Genomic DNA, 26,622 nt, shown 5'->3' with positions numbered 1-26,622 from the left:
CGCCCCGCACCTACCGCATCGGCCAGATCGTGCCGAGCTCCAACGTCACCATGGAAACCGAGATTCCGGCGATCCTGCGCGCCCGCGCGGCCATCGCGCCGGACGAGCGGTTCACCTTCCACTCCAGCCGGATGCGCATGACCCACGTGACCCCCGAGCAGCTCAAGGCCATGGACTCCGACTCCGACCGCTGCGCCGTGGAACTCTCCGACGCGCGGGTCGACGTACTCGGCTACGCCTGCCTCGTCGCCATCATGAGCATGGGACCGGGCTACCACCGCGTCTCCGAGGAGCGGCTGCACCTGCGTACGGTCGAGAACGGCGCCCCCGCGCCCGTCGTCACCAGCGCGGGCGCCCTCGTCCACGGACTCAACACCATCGGTGCCAAGAAGATCGCCCTGCTCGCCCCCTACATGCGTCCCCTCACACGGACCGTCGTGGACTACCTCGCCCAGGAGGGCATCGAAGTCCTCGACTACCGGGCCCTGGAGATCCCGGACAACCTGGACGTGGCCGCCCACGACCCGGCCAGGCTGCCCGGCCTCGCCCGCGCGCTGGAGTACGCCGAGGCCGACGCGGTCGTGCTCTCCGCCTGTGTGCAGATGCCGTCGCTCGGCGTCATCGAGGAGGCCGAACAGCTCCTGGGCAAGCCGGTCGTGTCGGCAGCCGTGTGCACCGCCCACCAGATGCTCCGCGCCCTGGACCTCCCGGCCGTGGCGCCCGGGGCCGGGCACCTGCTGTCGGGGGCATACGCCTGACGGGCCGGCGGGCTGACCGACTGACGGGCTGACCGACCGGCCGGGCCCGAGGGCGCCCCGATATGATCGCCACCGCTGACAACGGAAGGCGATCATGTCGGACAGCCCCCTCAGGCCCAGCTCGTTGATCAACACGGTCTACGGGGCGTTCCTGCGCCGCCTCGGCGGCTGGGTCTCCATCGCCGACCTGATCACGCTGATGAGCGAGCTGGACGTCGACGGCCCGGCGGTGCGCTCCGCGATCTCCCGGCTGAAGAAGCGCGGAGTCCTCGAACCGGAGCGCCGGGGCGCCAGCGGCTACCGGCTCAGCCCCGCCGTGCTGCCCGTCTTCGACGAGGGCGACCGCCGGATCTTCGCGAGCCTGGAGCCCGCCGACCTGGCGGACGGCTGGGCCATGGCGGTGTTCTCCGTACCGGAGTCGGAACGATCCCACCGCTACCAGCTGCGCACCCGCCTGACGTGGCTCGGCTTCGGCAACATCGCCCCGGGTGTGTGGCTGGCTCCGGGCCGGCTCCTCGAGGACGCGCGGAGCATGCTCGTCCGGCTCGGCCTCAGCGACTACGTCCACCTGTTCCACGCCGAGTACGCGGCCTTCAGCGATCTGCCGGGCACGGTGAGCTCGTGGTGGGACTTCCCGGCGATCCAGAAGCAGTACGCGGAGTTCACCGACACCTACGCCCCGGTGGCCGCCCGCCTGGCGGCGACCGAAACGGAACCGGAACCCGCCGCGGCCTTCCGCCACTACGTCCCGCTGCTCACCCAGTGGCGGCGCCTGCCCTACCTGGACCCGGGCCTGCCCACCGAACTGCTCCCGGCGGACTGGAACGCGGTGGCGGCCCGGCAGGTCTTCCAGCAGCTGCACGGGATCCTGCTCGACCCCAGCCTGCGACACGTCGGCGAGGTCACGGGGCTGCGGGGCTTCGGCGAGGTCACGGGGCTGGGGGGCTGAGGTCTCCTCTCATCGGACGCCGGGCGTCACTTCCGCCAGAACAAGTGGTGCGTCACGCTGCCGCTCGGGCTGGGCACGATGTCGAGGTGGAACCGGTCCAGCAGCTCGTCGGGCGACTCCCAGAGCCGTGACCCGGACCCGATCTCGATCGCCGGCGAGACCGCCACATGCAGCGTGTCGACGAGGTCGGCGTCGAGGAACTCCCGAATGACGGCAGCCCCTCCGCCGAGCCGTACGTCCTTGCCCTGCGCAGCCTCCTTCGCCCGTTCGAGGACCGCGGCCGGGTCGCCGTCGACGAAGTGGAACGTGGTGTCGGAGAGCGTGAACGAAGGACGCGGGTGGTGGGTCATGACGAACACCGGGGTGTGGAACGGGGGCTCGTCACCCCACCAGCCGCGCCACTCATGGTCCTGCCAGGGTCCGCGCTGGGGGCCGAACTTGTTGCGGCCCATGATCTCGGCGCCGATGTTGTTCTTGAAGTCCCGGGTGAAGTAGTCGTCGAGCCCGCGGCTCCCCCCGGGATCGGTCCGGTTGGGCCAGCTGGCCGTGGCGCCGGCCCAGGCGAACATGCTTCCGGGATCGGCGTCCCCGAACGGCCTTTCGAGGCTCTGGCCCTCGCCGGCGCCGAATCCGTCGCGCGAGACGTTGAAGTTCTGGACTCTCAGCAGCTGTCCCATTGCGGTCTCCTCCTTGTTCGTCGAGTTCGTCGAGTTCGTCGAGTTCGTCGAGTTCGTCGAGTTCGTCGAGTTCGTCGAGTTCGTCGAGTTCGTCGACAAGCATGAGACCCGGCGGACCGTACGAACTCGTCGCCGCGCCCATCGTCGCGCAACGGGGTTGCAACGTCCGGGTCCGCAGACTCGGCGGTGCGCGCCGGCCAGGGACGGCCGGCGCGGTCCGAGGGAGGCCCCGCAGATGACCCGTTTCGCCGCACCCGGCACCGACGGCGCGCTCATGTCGTACCAGTCGCGCTACGACCACTGGATCGGCGGCGAGTACGTCGCCCCGGCCAGGGGCCAGTACTTCGAGAACCCGAGCCCGGTCGACGGCCGACCGTTCACCGAGATCGCCCGCGGCACGGCGGAGGACGTCGAGCGCGCCCTGGACGCGGCGCACGCGGCGGCACCGGCGTGGGGTCGCACGGCCCCGACGGAGCGCGCGAACGTCCTGCTGAGGATCGCGGACCGGATGGAGCGGCATCTCCCGGAACTGGCGGTCGCGGAGAGCTGGGAGAACGGCAAGCCGGTGCGCGAGACGATGGCGGCCGACATCCCGCTGGCCATCGACCACTTCCGCTACTTCGCGGGCGCGCTGCGCGGGCAGGAGGGCTCGCTCAGCGAGGTGGACGACGACACGGTGGCGTACCACTTCCACGAGCCGCTGGGCGTGGTCGCGCAGATCATCCCGTGGAACTTCCCGATCCTGATGGCGGTCTGGAAGCTGGCCCCGGCGCTGGCGGCGGGCAACGCGGTGGTGCTCAAGCCGGCCGAACAGACCCCGGCGTCGGTGCACTTCCTGATGAGCCTGATCGCGGACCTCCTGCCGCCGGGCGTGGTCAACATCGTCAACGGCTTCGGCGCGGAGGCGGGCAAGCCGCTGGCATCGAGCCCGCGGGTGGCGAAGATCGCCTTCACGGGCGAGACCACGACCGGGCGGCTGATCATGCAGTACGCCTCCGAGAACATCAAACCGGTCACCCTGGAGCTCGGCGGCAAGTCGCCGAACATCTTCTTCGACGACGTGTGGGCGGCGGACGACGACTTCCGCGACAAGGCGCTCGAAGGCTTCACGATGTTCGCCCTCAACCAGGGCGAGGTCTGCACCTGTCCGTCGCGGGCCCTGATCCAGCGCGGCCACTACAGCGAGTTCCTGGAGGCGGCGATCGCCCGCACGGAGAAGATCCTCCCGGGCCACCCGCTGGACACGGACACGATGATCGGCGCCCAGGCGTCCAACGACCAGCTGCAGAAGATCCTTTCGTACCTGGACATCGGTCAGCAGGAGGGCGCGAAGATCCTGACGGGCGGTCAGCGCATCGAGTACGACGGCGAACTGGCCGGCGGCTACTACATCCAGCCGACGATCTTCGAGGGCGACAACCGCATGCGGATCTTCCAGGAGGAGATCTTCGGCCCGGTCGTCGCGGTGACGTCCTTCACGGACTTCGACGACGCGATCACGACGGCCAACGACACCCTGTACGGCCTCGGCGCGGGCGTCTGGACCCGCGACATCAACACCGCGTACCGCGCCGGCCGCGCCATCCAGGCCGGCCGCGTCTGGACCAACTGCTACCACGCCTACCCGGCCCACGCCGCCTTCGGCGGCTACAAGCAGTCGGGCATCGGCCGCGAAACCCACAAGATGATGCTGGACCACTACCAGCAGACCAAGAACATTCTTTGTAGTTATTCACCCAAGAAACTCGGGTTCTTCTAAAGGTTGAGCACGGTGTCTGACCTGCACAAAAGACCGGTCAGGCACCGTGCACTGACCCCCGCCAGCTACCGAAATCGGGTGATCACAGAGTTCACTTGCCTCCGATATCCCACGTGGCAGGGAAGATCCGGGCCATATACGGACCAGCGCGATCGCCGGTCCACCGCGCATACCAGCAGACACTGGCCGTCTTCGCAGCCCAGATTCGGAGCCCGCGGCCAAACCGTCCTCAGTCCCGGTGACGGGCCGTGCGGGAGGATGGCCAGGCCCTCCAGGACATGACCGCCAACGCAGCCTGCGCGGCAAGTGCCGCACACGGGCGGGTCCCCGGCGCGAACACGGCGTCCGGGGCGAGCCGTCCGGTCACACAGCCTGGTGCTCCCGGCTGGACACCGCGGGAGCCGGACCGGCCGGCGGGCCCGACTCGCTGATGCCGAACCGTGCGTGCAGGCGGCGCAGCGGGCCGGGGGCCCACCACATGGCCTTGCCGCCGAGCCTCATCGCGGCAGGCAGGAGCGCTCCACGGACGACCGTCGCGTCCATCAGGACGGCGAGCGGCAGGCCCACGCCGTACGCCTTGACGAAGGTGATGTCCGATACCAGGAAGGCCAGGAAGACGATCGAGATCAGTACGGCGGCCGCGGTGACCATCCGCCCGATGCGCTCAAGTCCCATGGCCACGGCGGCCGTTTCGGACCCGGTACGTTCGTACTCTTCCCGGATGCGGGAGAGCATGAAGACCTGATAGTCCATCGCCAGGCCGAACGCCAAGGCGAACAGCATGACCGGAACGATGGAGCCGATGCTGCCGGTGACGGTGAAGTCACCGAGCAGAGAGGCGAGGTGGCCGTCCTGGAAAATCCAGACGAGGGCGCCGAAGGTGGCCGTCAGGCTCAGGCCGCTCAGCACCAGGGCGAGCAGCGGAAGCAGCACGCTGCCGGTGAGCAGGAAGAGCAGGACGACCATGGCGACGGCCACGGCGCCCAGGGCGTAGGGAAGCCGGTTGCCGATGGAGTCGGTGGTGTCCTCGTTGACCGCCGCCTTGCCGCCGATCAGGACCGGGAACGGGGAATCCACCGCGCGGATCTCACCGAGCAGGTCGATGGCGGCCTGAGCGGACCCGCTCGACGGGACGACCGAAAAGTACGTGCCGTCGCCGATGTTGAAGCGCTGGTGCTGTGCGGTGCCGGGCTCAAGGAGTTCGCCGTCCGCGTAGCTGCCGGCCGTGGTGTCGATGCGGCCGACTTGCGGCAGCCGGGAGAGCTCGGCGGCGTAACGGTGCACGCTGTCGCCTGACTCGGGGGTCCTCTCGGCGACCACTTGCAGGGCGTTCACCTCGGCGGAGTCGAAGCCTTCGCGGATCGCGGTGGCGACCTGCCGGGACTGCGAGGTCTCGGGCATGCTGCGCTCGTCGGGCATACCCAGCTTGATGCCGAGTGCCGGAGCGCCGAGGACGAGCAGTACGAGCATCGCCAGGGTGGCGACGGGAACCGGACGGCGCATCACGAAGACGGCGAGCCTGTGCCAGAAGCCGTTCTCGGCGTTCTCGGCCGTGGATTCCGGGCGGCGGCTGCCGAGGATCCGGCCCTTTTCGATACGGGGGCCTAGCACCACGAACAGGGCGGGCAGGACGGTCAGCGCGGCGACGGCGGAGAGCAGTGCGGTGATGATGCCGCCGTAGGCGAGCGACCGTACCGCCTGGAGCGGGAAGAAGATCAGCCCGGCAAGGACCACGGCCACGGTGACGGCGGAGAACGTGACGGTCCGGCCGGCGGTCGCCATGGTCCTGCGCAGGGCTTGTTCGGGCGAGGCCGAACCAAGCTCCTCGCGGTACCGGTTGACCATGAGCAGGCAGTAGTCGATGGCCAGGCCGAGGCCCAGGAGCGTGACCACGCTCATGGAGAAGACCGACAGGTCGGTCACGCTCGCAAGGAGCCACATGACGCCCATGCCGACGAGCATCGAGAAGAAGGCCACGATCAACGGGAGCAGCGCCGACACGATGCTGCCGAAGATCAGCACCAGGACCACAAGGGTCACCGGGAAGGTGATCATCTCCCCCTTGGTGGCATCCTCCTGACTCAGCGCCGCCGATTCCTTCTGGAACATCGCGTAGCCGCCGGCGGTGACGTCGAGACCCTCCTGCTCGCCCTCGTAGCGTGGCAGCAGCGCGTCGAGACGCTTGCCCGCGGCCGTCTCGTCACCCACGAGGGTCGCGACGACCAGGGCCTGGCGCTTGTTCTCGCTGCGCAACTGGGGCGGCTTGCCCGCGGTCCAGTAAGAGGAGACGTTCCGCAGTCCCGGTTCATCGGCCAGGCGCCGGGTCAGCCGGGTACCCGCTTCGGTGGCCTCGGCGGAGTCCACGTCCTGAGGGGTGGTGACCAGGAGCATCAGGTTCGGTGCGCCCTGGCCGGCTTCCTCGAGAACCTTCGCGGCCCGTCCGGATTCCGCTCCGGTATCCGAAAGTCCGCCTGCTGTAAGTTTGTCGAACAGTGTCGAGCCCAGCCCACCGCCCACCACGGCGAGCACCGCGGCGGCCACGAGCAACGCCTTGCTGCGGTACCAGATCAGCCCTGCCAGCCTTGCCAACATGCCTGGCCATCTCCTTTTCCTTACTTTCGCCCTACGCGTCCGGCGCGGGTCGCGGATAGGAGAGCGGGGGCTGTCCGCATGTGACACAGGAAGCCTGAGTGAGAGGCAGATCACACCAGCGGCCGCGCCGACGCTCGGCAGACGGGGAACGAGAGGGCGGGAGGCCCGGATGAACATGAGTGCGCCGACTTCGACGTACGCGGGACAGAGTGAGCAGACCGGTGAGGGAACCGCGGCGGACACGTTCCAGCGGCACCGGGGCCTGTTGTTCAGCGTGGTCTACCACCTGCTCGGAAGTGTCACGGACACCGAGGACGTACTCCAGGACACGTGGCTGTCCTGGTCCTCCGTGGAGCACGAGCAGATCACCAACGCGCGGGCATACCTGGTGCGGATCGCCGTGAACCGGGCACTGTATCGCCTGCGCCGCGAGCGGGACCGGCGTGAGGAGTACGTCGGGACCTGGCTGCCGGAACCGGTGGTGACCGAGGGGGGTGTGGAGGAGAACATGCTGCGGGGCGAGCACGTGTCGCTCGCGATGATGGTGGTCCTGGAGAACCTGTCACCGCTGGAGCGGGCGGTGTTCGTGCTGCGCGAGGCGTTCGGGTACGAGTACGCCGAAATCGCCCGAACGCTGGACAGGACCGATGACTCGGTACGTCAGCTGGCACACCGCGCGCGCAAACGGATGCAGGACCGTAGGCCCCGCTACCGTTCCGACTCCGATGCCGTGCGCGCCGCCACGGAGCGATTCATGGCCGCCTCCCTGGGGGCGGATCTGGAGGCGCTGATGGAAATCCTCGCGCCGGACGTGCAGTTGTGGAGCGACGGCGGCGGCAAGCTGCGTACCGCGCTGCGAGTCATCGAGGGCCGTGACAAGTTCCTGCGCCTGGTTGCCTCGACGTCCCAGCGGCTTCCCGTCGGACTGTCCGTCGCATATCTGGAGGTCAACGGGACTCCGGCCGCAGTGCTGTCCACGGCCGACGGGCTGTGGGGTCTGATCGCCGTCGAACTGGATCCGGAAGGCCGGGTCCAGGCGATCTACAACGTGATCAACCCCGAGAAGCTCTCTACTTTCGTCTGAGGGCATACGGGGAAATGGAGTGAACTGGTGAGAGGACGGCGAGCTGTAGAGAGTCAGGGCCCAGGTGGACCCCCACCTCGAGGTCACCGAGATCGTGACCCGGATGGTCCGGGCACAGGGGCCCGCGCGGCCGCCGCTGGCCCGCCGTGATCAACGGCGATGGTGGAGGCGGTGGACGCTGAGCAGGTGCAGGCGGCATTGCGGGCCAGGTGGGTGCGGCCTGGGCGGCGGACCGGCTGACGGAGGCCCTCGGCGTCCGCTCCGCACGCGCGGGGCGGGCTCTGTCTCCGGAATAAGCACGGTCACCTGGGCATCCGGGTACCGCCGCGTCAGTTCGCGTATGTATCCGGACACGCGGCGACCGAGCGAGCGAGTCGACAGCTCGATGAGCTCGACCCCGGGGCTTCCACAATTCCCAGTCCCGGCGCAGCACTTCGACGGCCTGCCGGTCCTCCGGCGCGCGGTGGGTAACGGAGCCGGCGAGGACCTCGTCACCGAGCCTGACCGCGCTCTCCGTCCGCCTGCACATCGGCATCCCCGGCGAGCGCTCCACCGAGATCGCGGAGGTCGGGGCCGCCGAAGCTCACGACTGCCGAGAAACGGGATCTGAGACGGCCCCCCAACCGTCGCGGCCCGGCGGGCCGCTTGAGCGGAGTCGTCCTCACTTGCCGGGCCGGGGACAGGGAGGCCGTCCGCCTGAACCAAGATCCGGGCCATTCACGGGCCAGTCGCCACCCGACTCTACGTAGGATGCCCATTTCTGCTGGTCAGCGGGGTGCCACCTGTGTACCACCAGCAGACGAAGAATCTGCTGGTGAGCTACTCCCCGAAGAAGCTGGGCTTCTTCTAGCAGCACGAAAGAAAGCGCCTGACCTGGGGTTTTCCCCGGGTCAGACGCCTTCTGGGAGGGCCCGCCCCTTCCCATGGGGGAGGCGTCGAAATACGCCCCTTCTCCCAGTTCATCCCACCCGTATCCCAGTCCTGACCAGCAGCTCCGGGCCATACACGGGCCAGATTGCGGCTCAGCCCGTGGGGCTGCTGTCCTGGCTGCGCCGGCTCCACTCCTGCATCGACTCCTCAATGAGCTTCTTCAGCGCTGCCGCTCCAGCGTGAGAATGGCCTTGACGATTGACGTCATGCGGTTGGGGCTGCATCGGGACCTGCGGAAGATCCGCCAGGACTTCAGGCTCGCGACACCGCGTTCGACGGGCGCTCGCGCGGCGGCCAGTGCGGCACGGCTGTTGTCGCGAGCGGTGATGGTCGTCTCGACGGCCTGCCGGGCTGTGTCTTCAGCTGTGCGGGAGGCGTTCACTCGACCCTCCAGCCTGCTGAGCAGTGCGGCCCGCGCCTCTGGGTCGTCCTGCACCTCCGGCAGAGGTCTCGCGCACACTGAGCATCGGTGTTCGCTCTCTTCTGCGGTGCGTCGGGCATCGTCGATCTCGTGATGGCAACGCGGGCAGGATTCCGGCTCAAGGTCTCCCAACAGAGCTCGGGCTGCGCTGCTTTGCTGAGCCCGGCGGACGGCACTCTCATCCTTCAAGCGCGCCTTGCGCGCCAGGGCGTGGCCTTCTTCAGCCTCCTGGAGAGCCGCTTGGTCGTGCGCGAGCCGACGTGCGGCGGCGTCGACCTCGGCGAGCAGGCCGCAGGTCGGGCTGGCCCGCTTCCAACGCCGCCACCTTCTCCTCGGCAGCCCTGAGCGCCTGCCGCAGCGGTTCGGTCTGCTGCTCGCGGGCCTGAGCATCCTCTCGCGCCCGGCGCTGAACCCGGTTGCTCTCCTGGGTGTCCTTCTTGCGGGCTGTGTTGACCTGGGTCAGCTGGCGACGCCGGCGACCTCGATGTCCGCGCGGACGTAGGAGAACCAGCCCACCGTTTCCGGTCGTTTGAAGGTTTCGAAGCCGTCCCCTCGCAGCGCGTAGCTGAGCGCCCAAAGGAGGCTCGACTTGCCGACGTTGTTCATGATGCTGGCGATGGCCCACGGGCCTGGGCCCAGCATCATGTCGACGGTGAAGGCACCGTTGTTGTCGTCCGTGCCGGTCTTGGTGCCTTCGCAGTACAGCCGGTGCACGACCAGTTGCCGTCGCGCGGGCGACGGGCTCGGTGTACCAGGCCAGGACCGGGAACTGCTCTGTAGCCCGATCTGCGCCCTCACGTCCCTTGGCCGTGAGGTAGTAGTTGTCCTGGAGCACCCGCTTGGCGGTGCGCCGCGGCACGACCAACACCAGCCGGGGGGCAGCGAGGATACTCATCGCCTGATCGATGTACCCGAACGCCCCGAACAGGTATCGGAGCATCGGGACGGCGCAGATCTCCGGCTCGTCCGAATCCAGGATGCTGCCAGCCAGCTCCAGGTTGATGGTCTCCTGCTCGCGCTCGTAGTCGTTGAGAAGCTCATCCGCCAGGTAATCCGGGTTACGGAGCCAGAAGTCGAGCTTCTGCAGCCGGCCTTCAGCACGCAGCACAGCTACCGCATCCTTCGGTGCGGCCTGCTGCTCCGCTTCGTTCAAAGGATCGGACACCGCCACAATGAGCAGCAGAAGCCGAATCGCGTCGAAGAAGCGATCCACCTCGTCTTCTTCCACTCACACAACGTAATTGGTCGTGATGTGGTTGATCAATGCCCCTGCGATGACCCATCAGAGCGTGCAGACAGCGCTTGGATGGCCTGGTCGGCCAGGCGGCCGTCCGCCAGTTCATGAAGGTGGTTCTGAGTGGCGCAGAGCGCGGGCAGGACGACTCGGGGCCGCGACCGGTCTGCTGTTCCGGTCGCGGCCCCGCTGGTGTGGACATTGGTCATCTGTGGGTCAGCAGCACCGGCTGCCCGCCGCAACCGGCTGGCCGGCCTCGGCCTCGGCGGTGTTGAGGCAGCAGGTGCTGCCCTGTTGCTTGGCGAGGGTGTCGGCGTCGGCCTTGACCACGTAGACCTCCCACGGTTCGCGGCCGGGGCCGTGCACCCACACCTTGTCCTGGAGTGCGTAGCAGCAGCGAGTGTCGTTCTCCTCGGTCGTCGCCAGACCCTCTCCGCTCAGGCGCGCGGTGGCGGCGTGGACGGCCTCGGTGCTGTCGACCTCGACGCCGAGGTGATCCAGGCGAGTGTTCTCGCCCTTGCCGCCTTCGATGAGGACGAGCTTGAGCGGCGGTGTGGCGATGGCGAAGTTGGCGTAGCCGTCACGGAGCTTGGCCGGCTCGGTGCCGAACAGCCTGGTGTAGAACTCGACCGATGCCGCGAGGTCGGGGACGCGCAGAGCGAGCTGTACGCGGGTCATGACGGGCCTCCTGCCGATGGATGGGTGGGTGGTTCAGCAGCCGCCGGAGCCGGCCGGAAAGCTGGTACCGAGCTGGATGAGCGCGGGGGCGGGGGCGCAGCAGCCGCCGCCGTCGGCCTGCTGGTCGGTGTCGGGCTGGTCGAAGAGGCCGGCGCCGCCGCAGACTCCGGTCTCCGGCAGGACGAGTTCGACGCGCTCGGCGGCTTCGCGGTCGCCCGCGAGGGCGGCGACGACGGAGCGGACCTGCTCGTATCCGGTGAGGGCGAGGAAGGTAGGGGCGCGGCCGTAGGACTTCATGCCGACCAGATAGACGCCCTCCTCCGGGTGGGAGAGCTCCTTCACCCCGTGCGGGTAGACGGTGCCGCAGGAGTGCTGGTTGGGGTCGATGAGCGGAGCCAGTTCGACCGGGGCCTGGAGGCGCTCGTCGAGGCCGAGGCGGAGCTCGGAGAGGAAGGAGAGGTCGGGGCGGAAGCCGGTGAGGACGATGACCTCGTCGACCGGGTCGAGACGGCGGCCGTCCTCGGCCACGAGGACGAGCTGCTCGCCGTCGCGTTCGATCGCCTCCGTGCGGAAGCCGGTGACCGCGTCGGCGTGGCCCTCGTCGACGGCGGCCTTGGCGGCCAGGCCGAGCGCGCCACGGGCGGGGAGCTGGTCGGCCGTGCCACCGCCGAAGGTGGAGCCGGAGATGCCGCGGCGCAGGACCCACACCGCCTTCGCACCCTGACCGTCCTCGGCCTTCGCCAGGTCGGCAAGGGAGGCGAGCGCGGTGAAGGCAGAGGCGCCGGAGCCGATGACGGCAACGCGCTTTCCCGCATAACGGGCTCGGACGGCCGGGTCCTTGAAGTCGGGGACGCGGTAGGAGACGTGGTCGGCGGCGGCCTTCTCGCCGAGGGCCGGAAGGCCCGAGGCTCCGGCCGGGCTCGGGAGGGCCCACGTGCCGGAGGCGTCGATGACCGCGCGGGCGAAGATCCGCTCCTCGCGGCCGTCGGCGTGGGTGACGTGGACGACGAACGGCTGGGCCTCGCGGTCAGCGTCGACGATCCGGTCGCGGCCCGCGCGGGAGACGCCCGTGACCGTGGCGCCGAAGCGGACCTTGTCGCCGAGGACGTCCGCGAGCGGCTGGAGGTAGTCGGCCGCCCAGTCGCCGCCGGTCGGGTACGTGGTGGCGTCGGGCTTCACCCAGCCGGTCGGCGCGAGGAGCTTTTCCGCCGCCGGGTCGGTGACCTCGCCCCAGGTGGAGAACAGCCGCACATGCGACCACCCGCGGACCCCCGCACCGGCGGCCGGACCGGCCTCCAGAACCAGCGGTTCGAGGCCGCGCTCGACGAGGTGGGCCGCGGCGGCGAGGCCGGCGGGCCCGGCCCCGATCACGAGGACGGGCAGCTGGTCGGTGATGGTGGCGTTCACGACGATTCCCCTCACTATTTCGACATCTGTCGATGGCTTGTGCGGCCAGCATGGCACCCTGCATCGATATTCGTCAACATAGACATCCATCGAATCCATGGCGTACGAGCCGGAACACCCCTGGGCGACTGGTTCGACGTGTGTCAACATAGACGTATGTCGAATGCTGCCGTGTTGCCGCTGATCCAGCCTGAGGCCGCCCCCTGCTGCCCGCCGCTGAACGAGCGCCCGCTGACCTCCGAGGAGGCCGAGCGCACCGCGAAGATGTTCAAGGCCCTCGGCGACCCCGTGCGGCTGCGGCTCTTCTCCGCGGTCGCTTCCCACGAGGGCGGCGAGGCGTGCGTGTGCGACATCTCCGACGTCGGCGTCTCCCAGCCGACCGTCTCCCATCACCTGAAGAAGCTGAAGGAGGCCGGGCTGCTCTCCTCCGAGCGGCGCGGCACCTGGGTGTACTACCGCGTCGAGCCGGCCGTCCTCGCGGCGATGGGCGCGCTGCTGACCAAGGCGGCCGCCGCGTGATGGTCTCCACCGCGACCGTTGTGCCGCTCACGGCCGAGCATGCGGCGCAGGTCGTGGCGATCTACCAGGCCGGCATCGACGAGGGCAACGCCACCTTCGAGACGACCGCCCCCACCTGGGAGCAGTTCGACGCGGCCAAGCTGCCCGAACACCGCTTCGCCGCCGTCGACGAGACCGGCCGGGTCCTCGGCTGGGTCGCCGCGAGCAAGGTCTCCGACCGGTGCGCGTACGCCGGCGTCGTCGAGCACTCCGTCTACGTGCACCCCGACGCGCGCGGCCGAGGCGTGGCCTCCGCACTCCTCAAGGCCCTGGTCGACTCCACCGAGGCGGCCGGGATCTGGACCATCCAGTCCGGGATCTTCCCCGAGAACACCGCCAGCCTCGCCGTCCACGCCCGCGCCGGATTCCGGATCATCGGCACCCGCGACCGCATCGGCCGCCACCACGGCCGCTGGCGCGACACCGTCCTCGTCGAACGCCGCAGCCCCCACATCGACTGACCCGGCTTCCGGACTTGCACCCGGTACCCAGGTACAGGTTTACCGTCGATCGTGTGCCCCGAGGGGGCACGTGAGGACGGAGGCGAGTGCAATGACCGACCTGGACTGGGTGCCGACCGCCTGCACCCTGCCCACCGAGGAGCGCCCCTTGCGGGTCGCCGAGTGGGACGCGCTGTTCGCCGGGCATCTGACGACGCTGGAACGCCCCGCGCCGACCCGGCACCGCCTGTCGCTGTCCGAGGCCCCGGGGCTTGAGGAACGGGTACGGGAGCTGGCCGACCGGGAGACCGGATGCTGCTCGTTCTTCACCTTCGCGGTCACCCCCGCCGACGGCGCTGTCCTGCTCGACGTCACCGTGGATCCGGCCCACGAGCCGGTCCTCCAGGCACTGTCCGCGCGAGCGGCCTGCCTGGCCGGTCTTGAGGAGCGGCAGTGAGCAGCGGTCTTCGCAGCGGCCAGGTCGCCGAGGCCGCCAGCCTGAACATCCAGACCCTGCGCTACTACGAGCGGCGCGGCCTGCTGGCCGAGCCGGAACGCAGCAACGGCGGCCACCGCCTGTACGGCGAGGACGCGGTGACCGCGCTGCGGGTGATCAAAGCCGCCCAACGGCTCGGGTTCACGCTGGACGAGGTCGCCGAGCTACTGGAGGCCGGCCGCCACCGCCACGGCCGCCCCGTGGCGGGGCTCCAGGAGCGCGCCGCGGCGAAGCTCGCCGAGGTCGACGCGTAGATCGCCGACCTCACCGCCATCCGCACCGCCCTGGCCGCCGCCGTCGAAGCCGGGTGCGACGACCTGACCGTCTGCGCCTCCAGCGCCTGCTGCCCCGTCCCCTTCACCGACCTCGCCGAGGAGAACCGTCATGTGGGGGCGGCTTCCTCAGCCGGGTCGCGTCCCGGCGTCCGGCGGCGGTCATCGCGGGGACGGTTGCCGCAGCCCTCGCGGTCAATCTCGCCCTGTGGCTGGTGGGTCTGGGCTTCGGCGGGTCGTTCCAGCACACCGAGGCCGATGGGTCGCTGCACACCACCACGGCACCGCAGGGCGTCATCATCATGACGGTGCTTTCCATGAGCGGCGGCCTGGCTCTGGCCGCACTGCTGGCGGCGGCCGGGAAACGGCGTGCCGCCCTGCGGTCGGCCCAGGGCCTAGGGGCGGGTGCCGCTCTCGCTACGACGGCCCAGACGTTCACCGCCGGTTTCGATACGCCCAGCACGATCGCGCTCTCCGCCATGCACGTCGTCATCGCCGCACTCGTGCTCCTCGCCCTGGAAGCACTGGCCCGCCGCAAGTGAGCCGCTCGGACAGGCCCGGTCCGGGTCTGGGGGCCGCCCGCTGAAGATCACGAACGCTGGCCGTCGGTAGGGTCACGGGCATGGTTGTCGCCCGTTCCATTGCCTGTTCGCCGTCGCCGCCCTCTTCGAGATCGGCGGCGCCTGGATGGTCTGGCAGGGCATCCGCGAGCACAAGGGCTGGATCTGGATCGGCGCCGGCGTCGTCGCGCTCGGCCTCTACGGGGTGGTCGCCACCTTCCAGTCCGACGACAACTTCGGGCGCATCGTAGCCGCGTACGGCGGGATCTTCGTGGCCGGATCGATCGCCTGGGGCGTGGTCGCCGACGGCTACCGTCCCGACCGCTGGGACGTCATCGGCGCCCTGATCTGCCTCGCTGGAATGGCCGTGATCATGTACGCGCCTCGAAACAGCTGACGCACCGGCCCTCGCGCCCGACAGTTGCGACCTGACCGCGTCCGCGCTTCCGCCGCCCTGAGGACGGGCATCAAAGGATCAGGCAGCCGTCAGCCCGGCGGCCGAGGAACCCGAGCGAGCGGGTGGCGCCATGGCAGGTCAACTGCCCGTGGACCGTCAGGTGATCCACACCGAACTGGAGGGAGCTCGTGCGAGCTTCCACCGCCTGCTGGACACCGCCACCAAGGACGATCTGCGCAGGCGCACCGACGGCACCCGCTGGACCAACGAGCAGCTGCTCTTCCACATGCTCTTCGGCTACATCCTGATGCGCCCGCTGCTGATCCTGATGCGCGTCTTCTCCCGGCTGCCGAACCGTGTCGGCCGGGCCTTCGCCCGCCTTTTGAACGCAGCCACGCGGCCGTTCGACGTCGTCAACTACCTCGGCCCGGTCGGCGCCGTCCAGGTCCTCGGGCTTCGGCGTATGGCCGTCACGTTCGACCGGGTCATCGCCGACCTGCACCGACGACTGGACTCCGAGTCGGAGAGCACGCTCGCCAGCGGCATGCCCTACCCCGACCGCTGGGACCCCTTCTTCGACGACTTCATGACCGTCGCAGACCTGTACCGCTATCCGACCCGGCACTTCGACTTCCACCGGCGCCAGCTCACCCTCACGTCGACCCGCTGAATCCGCTACCGGGATCCGCCCAGGAGGGAGGCGATTGCTCGGGCGGCTTCGCGGGCGGGGCGTCCGACGCCGATGAGGGTGGCCGAGGCGGGGCCGGTCCAGTCGCCGTAGCCGAGGAGGTGGAGGCGGGGTTCGCCGATCGCCCGGGTGCCGGTCGTGGGGATGTGGCTGCGAGGGCCGCGCAGGCCGAGCGGGGCAAGGTGGGAAAGGGCGGGGCGGAAGCCGGTGCACCAGATGATCGCGTCGGCGTCCGCCGTGGTGCCGTCGGCCCAGGCGACGCCGGTCGGGGTGATCCGATCGAACATCGGCTGCGCCTTGAGGAATCCGGCGTCGCGCGCTTCCCGTACGGCCGGTACGGCGACGATGTCGCCCAGTGAGGCCACGCCTCCGGTGTCGGTACGTCCCTCGTCGAGGGCGCGGCGGCGGGCGGTGGCGTGGTCGAAGAGGGCTCGGCCGTCGATGTCGTCGGCGAGGTAGCGGGGTTCGCGCAGGGTGACCCAGGAGAGCTCGGTGTCGTGGGCGAGGTCGGCGGCGATCTGGGCGCCGGAGTTGCCGCCGCCGACGACGATCACTTTCTGTCCGGCGAACGCCGCCGGGTTCTCGTACTCGACGGTGTGAAGCTGACGGCCGCCGAAGTCCGCACGGCCGGGGATGGCGGGGACGAAGGGGCGCGACCATGTTCCGGTCGCGCTGACGACCGCGCGAGCCCGCCACGTACCGGAGTCGGCCTCTACGCGCAGGAGTTCGCCGTCACGGCGGACTCCCGTGACGCGTACGGGCCGGTGGACGGGGAGCTCGTACCGCTGCTCGTACTCGGTGAGGTACGAGACGGCGTGGGCGGCGTCTGGGTACGTCTCCCCCGCCTGCGGCGGCATCAGCCGGCCCGGCAGAGAGGAGTACGCCGCCGGGGAGAAAAGGTGCAGCGAGTCCCAGGTGTGCTGCCAGGCCCCGCCGGGGGCCGCGCCGGCGTCGAGGACGGCGAAGTCCAGGCCGAGGCGGCGCAGGTGGTAGCCGGCGGCGAGCCCGGACTGGCCGCCGCCGATCACCACCACGTCCACGGTCTGGGTCACTCGGCGTCCGTCTTCCCTCGCATGAAGATGACCGCAACCAGGGCCAGACCCACGACCGCTCCGATCAGCTGCACGCCGATGAACCCCGGGACCGAGGAGGGGGCGATGCCCGCGAAGGTGTCGGTGAACGCGCGGCCGATCGTCACCGCCGGGTTCGCAAAGGAGGTCGAGGAAGTGAACCAGTAGGCCGCGCCGATGTACGAGGCGACGGCGACGGGCGCGAAGCGGAGCCGGTCTGTGCGGGCGAGGCCGAAGATCAGCAGGATCAGGCCGGCGGTCGCCACGACCTCCCCGAGAAGCAGGTTCCCGTCCGAGCGGTCGTGTGTGGACCACTTCACCAGCGGCTCGCCGAACATCGCGTCCGCGAGGACCGCACCCGCGATCGCGCCGACGATCTGGGAGGGGACGTAGACGGCGAGCTCGCGCCCGTTCACCCCGGCGCCGCCGCGGCGGGCGGTCCACCACTCGGCCAGGGTGACGGCCGGGTTGAAGTGAGCCCCGGAGACCGGCCCGAGGAGGGCGATCAGGACGCCGAGTCCGAAGACGGTGGCGGTGGAGTTCGCGAGGAGCTGCAGGCCGACGTCCTTCGTGAGCTCGGTGGCCTGGGTGCCGGAGCCGACCACGATCGCCACCAGTGCGGCGGTGCCGACGAGCTCGGCGGCGGCTCGGGCGGCGAGGGGGGTACGGGGCGGGGTGGCGCCGGGTGCGGGCTGCGGCGACGCGTCGGCGGCTATGGCGTCCCTCGCGGCGGGCTCGGTGGCGGTCACGGGCGGGGTCTCCTCGGGCAGGTGAGGCACAGGGGAAGGGGACGGCTAGGGGCAGGAGCGCTTGAAGTTCGCCGCGGCGGTCAGCCGTGCGGTCTGCGCGAGCGCCGCGAACTGGCCGGCGAGCTGCTCGATGACGTCCGGCTTGAGCCGGTAGTAGGTGAACCGGCCGCAGGGTTCCGTTTCGACGACCCCGGCCTCGCGCAGCACTCTCAGGTGGTTCGAGAGGTTGGTCTGCTTGGCACCGGTCTCCTCCACGAGGTGGGTGGTGCACAGCGTCTCGCGGGCGAGCAGAGTCACGATCTGGAGGCGCAGGGGATCACCCAGAACCCGGATCAGATCAGTATCAACTGACGTCATCATGGGCTGATACTCTCACATCACCCTGAGCTGATACCAGCCTGGGCTGACCTCTTTGAACCCAGGGGGTTCTCGCCATGGCCGCGTCCCCGTACCCGGTCCTTCCCGACGAACGTCTCGCAGCCGGTGTCGCCCGTTTCGCCGTGCGCCATCAGGGCCGGTTCTCCGTCGAGACGGTACAGCGCCTCGTAGCCGACTCCTACGAGCAGCTCGCCGCGCACGCACACGTTCGTACCCACCTCGTGGTACTGACGGAGCGGTTCGCCGCCGAGCGACTGGAGGCGCTCGCGCACATGGAGACCCCGCCCGTGGTGGGCCGACCGACGCGCGTCCTGTTCGTCTGCAGCCACAACTCCGGCCGCTCCCCAGACGGCCGCCGCCCTGCTCGCTCACCGCGCCGGCGACGAGGTCATCGCGTCCTCCGCCGGGACCGAGCCGACCGGCCAGGTCGACCCCCATGTGGTCCAGGTGCTCACCGAGGCCGGTGTCCCGCTGGAGGATGCCTACCCGAAGCCGCTGACCGACGAGGTCGTCCGGGCCGCCGACATCGTGATCACGATGGGCTGCGGCGACGCCTGCCCGGTGATCCCCGGCCACCGCTACCTCGCCTGGCGGATCGCGGACCCCGACGGCACGCCGATCGCCGCCGTACGGAACATCCGCGAAGCCCTCGACACGCGCATCACCGCCCTGCTGGACAGCCTGCCCGGCTCCTGAAGCTTTCCGTTCCCCGCAACACGCTTGTCCCTGCCATAAGGAAGAACCGATGACCGCTCCGCTCGCCTCCGTGCTCTTCGTCTGCGTCCACAACGCCGGCCGCTCCCAGATGGCCGCCGGGTTCCTGCGCCACCTGGCGGGTGATCGCGTCGAGGTCCGCTCGGCCGGCTCACTCCCGGGCGACCAGATCAACCCCTCCGCCGTCGCGGCCATGGCCGAGCTGGACATCGACATCTCCGACCAGAAGCCCAAGGTCCTCACCGTCGAGGCCGCCCAGGCGTCCGACTACATCATCACCATGGGCTGCGGCGACGCCTGCCCGTACTTCCCAGGCAAGACCTACCTCGACTGGACGCTGGAGGACCCCGCCGGCCAGGGCGTCGAGGCCGTCCGCCCCATCCGCGACGAGATCAAGGGCCTCATCGAGGGCCTCATCGCCGAGATCGACGCGCAGCAGGAGGCGTGAGCTCCGTGATCGAGCCCACCGCCACCGGTGACCACGTCCGCGAGGTCATCGTCATAGGCTCCGGCCCCGCCGGATACACCGCCGCCCTCTACACCGCCCGCGCGCAGCTCAAGCCGCTGCTCTTCGGCAGCTCCATATTCGTCGGCGGCTCGCTGACGACCACGACCGAGGTCGAGAACTTCCCCGGCTTCCCGACCGGCATCGATGGCCCTGACCTCATGGACAACATGCGGGCCCAGGCCGAGCGGTTCGGCGCCGAGATGATCGACGACGACATCGTCTCCGTCGACTTCACCGGCGGCATCAAGCTCCTCACCGATTCGGAAGGCACCGTCCACCGTGCGAAGACGGTGATCATCGCCACCGGCTCCGGCTACCGCAAGCTCGGCCTGCCCAAGGAGGACGAGCTCTCCGGCCGCGGTGTCTCGTGGTGCGCCACCTGTGACGGGTTCTTCTTCCGCGACCGCGACATCGTCGTGGTCGGCGGCGGCGACACCGCCATGGAGGAAGCCACCTTCCTCACCCGCTTCGCCCGCTCGGTCACCGTCGTCCACCGCCGCTCCACCCTGCGTGCCTCCAAGGCCATGCAGAACCGCGCCTTCGCCGACGACAAGATCTCCTTCGCCTTCGACAGCGAGATCGCCGAGATCAAGGAGACCGGCGGAATGCTCTCTGGCGTCGTCCTGCGCGACGTCCTCACCTGCGCCACGCGCGAGCTCGACGCGACGGGCCTGTTCATCGCCGTCGGCCACGACCCGCGCACCGAACTCTTCACCGGCCAGATCGACCTCGACGACAAGGGCTACATCACGGTCGACTCCCCCTCCACCCGCACCAACATCCCCGGCGTCTTCGCCGCCGGCGACGTCGTCGACCACACCTACCGCCAGGCCATCACCGCCGCCGCCAGCGGCTGCCAGGCCGCCATCGACACCGAGCGGCACCTCGCCGCACTGGCCTCGCATGCCGAACCCGTCGGCGTCACCGCGTAGCCCACGAACGGCCCGCTTGGGGTCGGGCATGCCTTCCACCGGGGGCTCCTTCGCGTGCTGACCCAGCGCCGAAGGAGCCCCCGGTCCCGTTCGCGGACAACGCGCCGAAGATGCTGCTGATACCGGCTTCCGCGCAGGTGACCGGGTCGGTCCCGGCCGCGCGCCGGGCAAGTTCGCGCAGCTCGGTACGGGTCTTGCGCAGCTCGGCCATGCGTCTGTCGATCTCCGCGAGGTGCTGGTCGATGAGGCCGGTGACATGGCCGCACGGCGCTTCGCCGCTGTCGCGGAGGGTGAGGATGCCGCGGATCTCGGCAAGGGTGAGTCCGGCTTCTTCACGAGCCGCACCTCCGCCGAAGCGTGGGCCGAGCAGCACCCGGAAGCGACGGGCCAGATCGCTGGCCAGGCTCAAGCGGAGGAGGTCGGCCGACACGTCTTCGGCCCCCTCCTGACCGGCTCATAGCCACTGCATCGGCGGCGCCGTCAGACTCCGGGTTCCGCAGTCCAGGTAATACGCGGGGGCACGACCCGAGCACACAGGGGTTCCCCGCATGCGTCCGTGAGACCCAGGCAGCCAACCAACACCGCTCCGGACGGCAGCCTCGACAACCCGTGCGGGAACGGCCTCGAGCATCAGCCTGGCCCGCCGGAACATGGTGAAGACGCCCACGTCGTCGACCGCGCCCCACGACAGGTAGAGCAACCGGCCACCCGGCAGGCCCTGCACATGAGGGTGAGCTGTACGCGGCTCAGGCACTCGGCTGAGCCCCGGAGCCATCGGGGGCCGTGCGGTGCCAGGGGGCGTCGGGGCGGGTGGCCAGGGCACCTGCAACGAGCCGTAGGGCGTAGACGGGCCGACCGGCCGGGTCCGGCGCGGGGCCGAGGTAGTCGTGGCCGGTCATGTGACACCAGGCGGGCAGGTCCAGCGGGGCGGCCGGGTCGGTGGCGACGACATGGACGACGGTGCCCGGCGCCGCTCCGTCGATCTCCTTGCGCAGGCGCAGCAGGAGCGTGACGCAGAACAGGCCGGTGCCGTCGACGAGTAGATCCGGGCCAGAGGTGCGGGAGTCCGCAGGGTCGGAGAACGCGGTCACAGCACGGCGGCCCCCTCGGTGAGAGCGGTGACCGCCGTCGCCATGTCTTCGGACGTCGTCCAGCGCCCGAGGGAAAGCCGGAGGGCACCGAGCGCACGGGCGGGTTCGAGGCCCATGGCGGTCAGGACGGGTGAGGGGCTGTGGGCTCCGCTGTGGCAGGCCGATCCTGTCGAAGCGGCGATCCCGCCGGCCGCGGCGAGGAGTTCGTGCCCGAGTACGCCGTCGATGCTGACGTTCAGGGTGTTGGGGAGGCGTTCCCGCTCCGGGCCGTTGAGGTGCACGCGTCCGGGGAAGGCTGCGACGAGTCGCGCGTGGAGGTCGTCGCGCAGGGCGGCGACGCGAGCCGGGGCCCCGGCGGTGAACTCCTCGGTCGCGATACGGGCGGCGGCGCCGAGGGCCACGGCCAGTGCCACGTTCTCCGTGCCGGCACGCAGGCCATGTTCCTGGCCGCCACCGTAGACGACCGGTTCGAGGCGGACGCCATCGCGGACGTACAGCGCGGCGGCACCCTTCGGCGCGTACGTCTTGTGGCCGACCACGGTGAGCAGGTCGACGCCCAGTGCCTCGACGTCGATCGGGATCTTGCCCACGGCCTGGGCTGCGTCGCAGTGGAACAGGGCCCCGTGCTCGTGCGCGATCGCGGCGAGCTCGGTGATCGGTTGGAGGGCGCCGGTCTCGTTGTTCGCAGCCATCACCGACACCAGGACCGTGTCGTCGGTAAGGGCACCGGCCAGTGCGGCGGGGTCGACGAGGCCGTGCCCGTCGACGGGCAGCACGGTCACGCGTGCTCCGTGCAGGCGTTCCAGGGCGCGACAGGTCTCCAGGACCGCCGGATGCTCGGTCGACTGGGTGATCACGTGTGGGCGCGAGCGGCCGGCGGCCAGTACGGCGCCGCGCAGCGCGAGCAGGTCCGCCTCGGAGCCGGAGGCGGTGAACACGATCTCACCCGGTCGTGCGCCGAGGAGGCCGGCAACCTGACTGCGGGCCTTCGCAAGGGCCCGGCGCGGCGCCTCGGAGAAGGGGTGGCTACTGGAGGGGTTGCCAAAGAAGTCGGTCAGGTGCGGCAGCATCGCCTCGGCGACCCGCGGGTCCACGGGCGTGGTGGCGTTGTAGTCGAGATAGACAGGGCCACGGGCGAGTCCCGGGTGCGGGGGGATACCGCCGATCGCGGGGAGCACGTCAGGTCCTCCGGGCGCGGCGCTCACGTGAGGTCCGCCGTGTCGACAGGCAGGTCGGCCAGGCGCCACTCCACCATGCCGTCGTGGAGGCGGATCGCCCGGCGTCCACGGTCGGTCAGCAGCCGTACGGCGTCGTAGGCCAAGGCGCAGTACTCGCCCCGGCAGTAGACGACGATCTCCTCGCCCGCGGGCAGCTCTCCGATGCGGTCCGTCAGCTCCGCGACCGGGATGCTGAGCGCGCCGGGGATGTGCCCGGCCCGGTACTCCTCCACCGGCCGGACGTCGAGCACCGTCACTCCCCCGGCGGCGACCCGGGTCCGCAGTTCCTCATGGCTGACTTCGGCCGCCCCGTCCTCGCCCAGGTAGGCGTCCCGGGCGGCAGGGACGGCGGCCTGGTGGCGGTCGGCCACCTTGCGCAGGAGGACGAGAAGCCGGGCGACGTCGTCTCCGGCGAGCCGGTAGTGGATGCGGACACCCTCGCGTCGGGTGGCGACGAACCCGGCCTGTTTGAGCGTCTGCAGATGGGCGGAGGCCGTGGTCAGGTTCAGCCCGGATGCCTTGGCCAGTGCGTCGACGGTGCGCTCGCCCTGAGCGAGCAGATCAAGCAGTTCAAGGCGCTTTCCACTGGCCAGCGCCTTGCCGCTGGTCGCGAAGGCGTCGTAGAGGGCGGACTTGCTGCCGCTGGTGGTGGCTTCCCGCATTGCTTCCTCCAAATATCTATGGATTACTGTAAACGAAGTCCGGCGGCATCGCACTCCGCCCGGCAGTCAGCTTCGGAAGGACAGGACCATGGGCTTCGCCGACGATCATCTGACTCCGCTGGTCGACCAGGGCCTGGGCAACAGCGCCTACCTCGTCGACCTCGGTGACGGCCGCGCACTCGCCGTGGACGCGAGCCGGGATCTGCGGGCCCTGAAGGCGGCCGCCGCCCGGCGCGGACTGCGCGTCTCGTTCGCCGCCGACACCCACCTGCACGCCGACTTCCTCTCCGGCGCGCTCCAGCTCGCCCACGACGACGACGCGACTGTCCTGGCCTCCGCGGCAGGACAGCGTGCCTTCGACCACCGGGGCCTCGGCGACGGCGACGAGGTCGACCTGGGCGGCCTCACGCTGCGGGCCCTCGCCACGCCGGGCCACACCGACGAACACCTCTCCTTCCTCCTCCTCGACGGCAGCCGGGAGCTGGGGGTCTTCACCGGCGGCTCGATGATCGTCGACTCCGCGGCGCGCACCGACCTCCTCGGCACCGACCGCGCCGAAGAACTGGCCCGCGCCCAGTACCGCTCCCTTCACCGCCTCACCGAGCTGCCGGACACGACCGCCGTGTGGCCGACCCACGGCGCCGGCTCGTTCTGCTCCGCCCCGCCCGGGGCCGAACGCACCAGCACCATCGGCACCCAGAAGCAGACCAACCCGCTCCTCGCCGCCCCGGACGAGGACGCCTTCGTACGACAGCTCCTCGCAAGCCTCGGCTCGTACCCGGCCTACTTCGACCGCCTCTCCGAGGCCAACCGGCGTGGCCCCACCGTCCTCACCGCCTCACCGGCACTGCCCGGCCTGACAGCCGAACAGGTACGCACCCTGCTCGCGGACGGCGGGCATGTCGTCGACGTCCGCCCGGCGGCCGACTACGCGGCCGGCCACATTCCCGGCTCCCTGTCGATCCCGCTGCGCGGTCAGTTCGCAACCTGGCTGGGCTGGCTCCTGCCCGACACCGCCCCGCTCGCGTTCGTCACCAACGACGACCAGGACCCGTCAGAGGTCGTCTGGCTGTCGTACAAGATCGGGTACGAGCGGCTGGCGGGCCGTCTCTCCGGTGGCATGGCGAGCTGGACGGCGGCCGGAAACCCGCAGACCACCACCGAGTTCGTCACCGCCGAAAGGGCCGCGAACCGCCCGTACGTCGACGTGCGGCAGGAGTCGGAGTTCGCGGCCGGACACGTCTCCGGCGCCCTCGGCATCGAACTCGGCACGCTCCCCGCGCATGCCGCCGACGCCCCCGCGGGCGCGGTCGTGGCCTGCGGTCACGGCGAGCGCGCCATGACCGCCGCGAGTCTCCTGGAGCGCGCCGGCCGCACCGGCATCGCCGTCCTCGACGGCGGACCGAGCGACTACGCCGCCGCGCACGAACAGAAGCTCGTCCAGGGAACCGAGGGCACGCACGCGTGAACGCCACCCCGTCGACCACCTCACCGACCGATGCACACGGGCGGCCCGTGCGCCTCGGCCTGCGCGAGAACCGGCTGCAGTTCACCCTGCTCGTCATCGTCAACATCTGCGTCGGCGGACTCGTCGGACTCGAACGCACCACCGTGCCGCTCATCGGGTCCGAGACTTTCGGACTCACCAGCGACCTGGCCGTCTTCTCCTTCATCATCGCCTTCGGCGTCACCAAGGCCCTCACCAATCTGGCCGCCGGTGCGCTGACCGCCCGATTCCGCCGCAAGCAACTCCTCGTCACCGGCTGGCTGATCGGCATACCCGTCCCCTTCGTTCTCGCCTGGGCGCCGTCCTGGGGCTGGATCGTCGCGGCCAACGTGCTGCTCGGCCTGAACCAGGGCCTGACCTGGTCGATGACCGTCAACATGAAGATCGACCTGGTCGGCCCGTCCCGCCGCGGACTCGCGACCGGCCTGAACGAGGCCGCCGGATACACCGCCGTCGGCGGCACCGCCCTGCTCACCGGTTACCTCGCGACGTCCTACGGCCTGCGCCCCGTCCCGGAGTTGATCGGTGTCGTGTTCGTCGTCGCCGGACTGGCCCTCGCCCTGGTCGTCCGTGACACAGCCGCGCACGTCGCCCTCGAACTCGCCCAGCACGCCAAGCCGCTCCCCAGCGACGAGGACACCGGCCTGAGGGCCACGTTCACTCGCACGTCCTGGCACAACCGATCCCTGCGCGGCGCCAGCCAAGCCGGTCTCGTCAACAACCTCAACGACGGTCTCACCTGGGGCGTCTTCCCGCTCCTGTTCACCGACCACGGCCTCGGCCTCGCCGCCGTCGGCCTCATCAAGGGCCTCTATCCCATCCTGTGGGGCATCGGCCAGATCCCCACCGGCCACCTCGCCGACCGCATCGGCCGCAAACCGCTGATCGTCACGGGCATGCTCGTCCAGGCGGTCGGGTTCGTCCTCGCTCTCGCCCTGCTCGACAGCCCCCTGCTCGCCGGAGTCCTTTCCGCGGTCTTCCTGGGCCTCGGCACCGCCATGGTCTACCCGGCCCTCATCGCCTCCATATCCGACCACGCCCACCCCGCCTGGCGCGCCAACGCCCTCGGCACGTACCGCTTCTGGCGCGACATCGGCTACGCCGTCGGCGCCCTCATCGCCGGGATCCTGGCCGACTGGCTCGGCCTGAACGCCACCGTGATCGCCGCCGCCGCACTCACCGCGGCCGCCGGCCTCCTCGCCGCCCGCTGGATCACCGAACACCGCCCCGGCGCCCGGTGACCGCCGCAAGCCCTGGGGCCAATGGACCACGCCAGGGGACATCGACCGCACGCTGACCGTGTTCTTCGAGACCTGCCCGCCCAGCGGTCACTCGTGTCCGTGGGCGCTGGCAGCCCTGAGCCGCTCGGTCACCTGCACCAAGGTCGCGGTGAAGGTTCCGAGCTGATCGGGGGGCACGTCCGCGAACAGCAGGGCGGCCAGTTCATCGCGCCCGCCCCGCAGCGCCGACGTGACCGAGCGCCCCTCGTCCGTAAGCGAGACGAGCGTGGCCCGCCGGTCGGTGGGGTGCGGCTCGCGAACCACCAGCCCATCCTCCTGCAGCGCGTCAAGGAGCCCGGTCACGTTCCGAGGGGTGACTCCCAGCCGGGTAGCCAGGGCCCGCTGTGTCATGGGTCCGTCGTGGAACAGGGCCCAGAGCACTCCCGCGCGCGCCGCGGTCAGCCCCTTCTCCGCCATCCCCCGCTGCATCATCGCGCACGGGGCCCCAGCCGAGCGGCTTCCCTTCCCTGACACTTCCTTCGACGCGGCAGTGGTGTGCCTGACGCTCTGCTCCATCGCCGACCCGCACACGGCCCTCACCGAACTCCACCGGGTGCTCCGGCCGGGAGGACAGCTCCGGTTCTTCGAACACGTCCAGGCCCGCTCGCAGGCGA

The 26,622-nt window shown here is 70.2% G+C and carries 30 protein-coding genes and 4 pseudogenes; 19 read left to right on the top strand and 15 right to left on the bottom strand.

Annotated features, from left to right (window positions below; genetic code table 11):
* Window positions 1–50: 50 nt before the first annotated feature.
* Together VIU94_RS11950 and VIU94_RS11945 are read left to right on the top strand one after the other, a co-directional pair.
* The gene (locus VIU94_RS11950) at window positions 51–758 is read left to right on the top strand and encodes a maleate cis-trans isomerase family protein (RefSeq protein ID WP_331910538.1); all 708 of its coding nucleotides are present in this window, start codon (window positions 51–53) and stop codon (window positions 756–758) included.
* Between the two features lie 94 nt (window positions 759–852).
* Window positions 853–1,707, top strand: a complete 855-nt coding sequence (locus tag VIU94_RS11945; protein ID WP_331910498.1) for a PaaX family transcriptional regulator — start codon at window positions 853–855, stop codon at window positions 1,705–1,707.
* A 26-nt stretch (window positions 1,708–1,733) separates the two neighbouring features.
* Here the strand turns inward: VIU94_RS11945 and VIU94_RS11940 are convergent, their stop codons facing one another.
* Entirely contained in the window at window positions 1,734–2,384 is a 651-nt protein-coding gene (locus VIU94_RS11940) for a dihydrofolate reductase family protein (RefSeq protein WP_331910496.1), read from the bottom strand.
* A 235-nt stretch (window positions 2,385–2,619) separates the two neighbouring features.
* On the opposite strand from VIU94_RS11940, the gene exaC reads away from it, so the two are divergent.
* Window positions 2,620–4,143: an acetaldehyde dehydrogenase ExaC gene (gene exaC, locus VIU94_RS11935; RefSeq protein WP_331910536.1), complete on the top strand. Its 1,524-nt coding sequence runs from the start codon at window positions 2,620–2,622 to the stop codon at window positions 4,141–4,143.
* A 363-nt stretch (window positions 4,144–4,506) separates the two neighbouring features.
* Here the strand turns inward: exaC and VIU94_RS11930 are convergent, their stop codons facing one another.
* Complete coding sequence (locus VIU94_RS11930; protein WP_331910494.1) at window positions 4,507–6,735, bottom strand: MMPL family transporter; 2,229 nt, start codon at window positions 6,733–6,735, stop codon at window positions 4,507–4,509.
* 175 nt (window positions 6,736–6,910) lie between these two features.
* On the opposite strand from VIU94_RS11930, the gene sigJ reads away from it, so the two are divergent.
* On the top strand, window positions 6,911–7,819 hold the full coding sequence (gene sigJ, locus VIU94_RS11925) for an RNA polymerase sigma factor SigJ (protein ID WP_331910492.1): 909 nt from the start codon (window positions 6,911–6,913) through the stop codon (window positions 7,817–7,819).
* A 1,090-nt stretch (window positions 7,820–8,909) separates the two neighbouring features.
* Here the strand turns inward: sigJ and VIU94_RS11920 are convergent.
* The 4 genes and pseudogenes from VIU94_RS11920 to VIU94_RS11905 all read right to left on the bottom strand — a co-directional run.
* Window positions 8,910–9,050, bottom strand: a pseudogene (locus tag VIU94_RS11920) (IS5/IS1182 family transposase); the annotation flags it as partial.
* 340 nt (window positions 9,051–9,390) lie between these two features.
* The gene (locus VIU94_RS11915; RefSeq protein WP_331910490.1) at window positions 9,391–10,398 is read right to left on the bottom strand and encodes a hypothetical protein; all 1,008 of its coding nucleotides are present in this window, start codon (window positions 10,396–10,398) and stop codon (window positions 9,391–9,393) included.
* Between the two features lie 222 nt (window positions 10,399–10,620).
* On the bottom strand, window positions 10,621–11,082 hold the full coding sequence (locus tag VIU94_RS11910) for an ArsI/CadI family heavy metal resistance metalloenzyme (protein ID WP_331910488.1): 462 nt from the start codon (window positions 11,080–11,082) through the stop codon (window positions 10,621–10,623).
* 33 nt (window positions 11,083–11,115) lie between these two features.
* Window positions 11,116–12,489, bottom strand: a complete 1,374-nt coding sequence (locus VIU94_RS11905; RefSeq protein ID WP_331910486.1) for an NAD(P)-binding domain-containing protein — start codon at window positions 12,487–12,489, stop codon at window positions 11,116–11,118.
* Between the two features lie 156 nt (window positions 12,490–12,645).
* On the opposite strand from VIU94_RS11905, the gene VIU94_RS11900 reads away from it, so the two are divergent.
* The 7 genes and pseudogenes from VIU94_RS11900 (at window position 12,646) to VIU94_RS11870 (ending at window position 15,882) form a co-directional block, all read left to right on the top strand.
* Entirely contained in the window at window positions 12,646–13,008 is a 363-nt protein-coding gene (locus VIU94_RS11900; protein WP_331910484.1) for an ArsR/SmtB family transcription factor, read from the top strand.
* Window positions 13,008–13,508 (top strand): GNAT family N-acetyltransferase, encoded by a 501-nt coding sequence (locus VIU94_RS11895; RefSeq protein ID WP_331910534.1) that lies wholly within the window; start codon window positions 13,008–13,010, stop codon window positions 13,506–13,508. The genes VIU94_RS11900 and VIU94_RS11895 overlap by 1 nt, the downstream gene beginning before the upstream one ends.
* A gap of 91 nt (window positions 13,509–13,599) precedes the next feature.
* Window positions 13,600–13,944, top strand: a complete 345-nt coding sequence (locus VIU94_RS11890; RefSeq protein ID WP_331910482.1) for a hypothetical protein — start codon at window positions 13,600–13,602, stop codon at window positions 13,942–13,944.
* Entirely contained in the window at window positions 13,941–14,237 is a 297-nt protein-coding gene (locus VIU94_RS11885; protein WP_331910480.1) for a MerR family transcriptional regulator, read from the top strand. The genes VIU94_RS11890 and VIU94_RS11885 overlap by 4 nt, the downstream gene beginning before the upstream one ends.
* A 53-nt stretch (window positions 14,238–14,290) precedes the next feature.
* Window positions 14,291–14,797, top strand: coding sequence for a DUF6069 family protein (locus VIU94_RS11880; protein ID WP_331910478.1), 507 nt, complete (start codon window positions 14,291–14,293; stop codon window positions 14,795–14,797).
* Window positions 14,798–14,877: 80 nt separating this feature from the next.
* Window positions 14,878–15,212 (top strand): annotated as a pseudogene (locus VIU94_RS11875) (YnfA family protein).
* A gap of 130 nt (window positions 15,213–15,342) precedes the next feature.
* On the top strand, window positions 15,343–15,882 hold the full coding sequence (locus VIU94_RS11870) for a DinB family protein (RefSeq protein WP_331910476.1): 540 nt from the start codon (window positions 15,343–15,345) through the stop codon (window positions 15,880–15,882).
* Window positions 15,883–15,887: 5 nt separating this feature from the next.
* Here the strand turns inward: VIU94_RS11870 and VIU94_RS11865 are convergent, their stop codons facing one another.
* The 3 genes from VIU94_RS11865 to VIU94_RS11855 are packed head-to-tail and all read right to left on the bottom strand — an operon-like array spanning window position 15,888 to window position 18,079.
* Window positions 15,888–16,952, bottom strand: a complete 1,065-nt coding sequence (locus VIU94_RS11865; protein ID WP_331910474.1) for an ArsO family NAD(P)H-dependent flavin-containing monooxygenase — start codon at window positions 16,950–16,952, stop codon at window positions 15,888–15,890.
* The gene (locus VIU94_RS11860) at window positions 16,949–17,719 is read right to left on the bottom strand and encodes an aquaporin (RefSeq protein WP_331910472.1); all 771 of its coding nucleotides are present in this window, start codon (window positions 17,717–17,719) and stop codon (window positions 16,949–16,951) included. Before VIU94_RS11860 ends, VIU94_RS11865 begins: the two co-directional genes overlap by 4 nt.
* 45 nt (window positions 17,720–17,764) lie before the next feature.
* The gene (locus tag VIU94_RS11855; RefSeq protein ID WP_331910470.1) at window positions 17,765–18,079 is read right to left on the bottom strand and encodes an ArsR/SmtB family transcription factor; all 315 of its coding nucleotides are present in this window, start codon (window positions 18,077–18,079) and stop codon (window positions 17,765–17,767) included.
* A gap of 74 nt (window positions 18,080–18,153) precedes the next feature.
* On the opposite strand from VIU94_RS11855, the pseudogene VIU94_RS11850 reads away from it, so the two are divergent.
* The 4 genes and pseudogenes from VIU94_RS11850 to trxB all read left to right on the top strand — a co-directional run.
* Window positions 18,154–18,306 (top strand): annotated as a pseudogene (locus VIU94_RS11850) (arsenate reductase ArsC); the annotation flags it as partial.
* Window positions 18,307–18,457: 151 nt separating this feature from the next.
* Window positions 18,458–18,793, top strand: a complete 336-nt coding sequence (locus VIU94_RS11845; protein WP_331910532.1) for an arsenate-mycothiol transferase ArsC — start codon at window positions 18,458–18,460, stop codon at window positions 18,791–18,793.
* 49 nt (window positions 18,794–18,842) lie between these two features.
* Entirely contained in the window at window positions 18,843–19,259 is a 417-nt protein-coding gene (locus tag VIU94_RS11840; protein ID WP_331910468.1) for an arsenate reductase ArsC, read from the top strand.
* A 5-nt stretch (window positions 19,260–19,264) separates the two neighbouring features.
* The gene (gene trxB / locus VIU94_RS11835) at window positions 19,265–20,251 is read left to right on the top strand and encodes a thioredoxin-disulfide reductase (protein ID WP_331910530.1); all 987 of its coding nucleotides are present in this window, start codon (window positions 19,265–19,267) and stop codon (window positions 20,249–20,251) included.
* On the opposite strand, the gene VIU94_RS11830 is transcribed toward trxB, so the two are convergent.
* Window positions 20,241–20,549 (bottom strand): MerR family DNA-binding protein, encoded by a 309-nt coding sequence (locus VIU94_RS11830; protein ID WP_414720933.1) that lies wholly within the window; start codon window positions 20,547–20,549, stop codon window positions 20,241–20,243. The genes trxB and VIU94_RS11830 overlap by 11 nt on opposite strands.
* Here VIU94_RS11830 and merB point away from each other — a divergent pair.
* Window positions 20,508–20,711 (top strand): organomercurial lyase, encoded by a 204-nt coding sequence (gene merB / locus VIU94_RS44685; protein ID WP_414720932.1) that lies wholly within the window; start codon window positions 20,508–20,510, stop codon window positions 20,709–20,711. The two genes, VIU94_RS11830 and merB, sit on opposite strands and share 42 nt — an antisense overlap.
* A 20-nt stretch (window positions 20,712–20,731) precedes the next feature.
* On the opposite strand, the pseudogene VIU94_RS11825 reads toward merB, so the two are convergent.
* From VIU94_RS11825 to VIU94_RS11810, 4 genes and pseudogenes are all read right to left on the bottom strand, one after another.
* Window positions 20,732–20,981: pseudogene (locus tag VIU94_RS11825) on the bottom strand (DUF5990 family protein); the annotation flags it as partial.
* A 16-nt stretch (window positions 20,982–20,997) separates the two neighbouring features.
* Window positions 20,998–21,342 carry a sulfurtransferase TusA family protein gene (locus tag VIU94_RS11820; RefSeq protein WP_331910464.1) on the bottom strand — a complete coding sequence of 115 codons (345 nt, stop codon included), beginning with the start codon at window positions 21,340–21,342 and terminating at the stop codon, window positions 20,998–21,000.
* Entirely contained in the window at window positions 21,339–22,520 is a 1,182-nt protein-coding gene (locus tag VIU94_RS11815) for a cysteine desulfurase family protein (RefSeq protein WP_331910462.1), read from the bottom strand. Before VIU94_RS11815 ends, VIU94_RS11820 begins: the two co-directional genes overlap by 4 nt.
* A 23-nt stretch (window positions 22,521–22,543) precedes the next feature.
* Complete coding sequence (locus VIU94_RS11810; RefSeq protein WP_331910460.1) at window positions 22,544–23,221, bottom strand: ArsR/SmtB family transcription factor; 678 nt, start codon at window positions 23,219–23,221, stop codon at window positions 22,544–22,546.
* Between the two features lie 88 nt (window positions 23,222–23,309).
* On the opposite strand from VIU94_RS11810, the gene VIU94_RS11805 reads away from it, so the two are divergent.
* Both VIU94_RS11805 and VIU94_RS11800 read left to right on the top strand, forming a co-directional pair.
* Entirely contained in the window at window positions 23,310–24,689 is a 1,380-nt protein-coding gene (locus tag VIU94_RS11805) for an MBL fold metallo-hydrolase (RefSeq protein ID WP_331910458.1), read from the top strand.
* Window positions 24,686–25,969, top strand: coding sequence for an MFS transporter (locus VIU94_RS11800; protein WP_331910456.1), 1,284 nt, complete (start codon window positions 24,686–24,688; stop codon window positions 25,967–25,969). Before VIU94_RS11805 ends, VIU94_RS11800 begins: the two co-directional genes overlap by 4 nt.
* A gap of 87 nt (window positions 25,970–26,056) precedes the next feature.
* Here the strand turns inward: VIU94_RS11800 and VIU94_RS11795 are convergent, their stop codons facing one another.
* Entirely contained in the window at window positions 26,057–26,425 is a 369-nt protein-coding gene (locus tag VIU94_RS11795; protein ID WP_331910454.1) for a MarR family winged helix-turn-helix transcriptional regulator, read from the bottom strand.
* On the opposite strand from VIU94_RS11795, the gene VIU94_RS44680 reads away from it, so the two are divergent.
* Window positions 26,358–26,622, top strand: a 265-nt coding sequence (locus VIU94_RS44680) for a class I SAM-dependent methyltransferase (protein WP_414720931.1), incomplete at its 3' end; no start/stop codon positions are given. The two genes, VIU94_RS11795 and VIU94_RS44680, sit on opposite strands and share 68 nt — an antisense overlap.

The organism is Streptomyces sp. (assembly GCF_036566765.1).
Lineage (GTDB): Bacteria > Actinomycetota > Actinomycetes > Streptomycetales > Streptomycetaceae > Streptomyces.
This window is presented reverse-complemented; position numbering and strand designations above follow the sequence as displayed.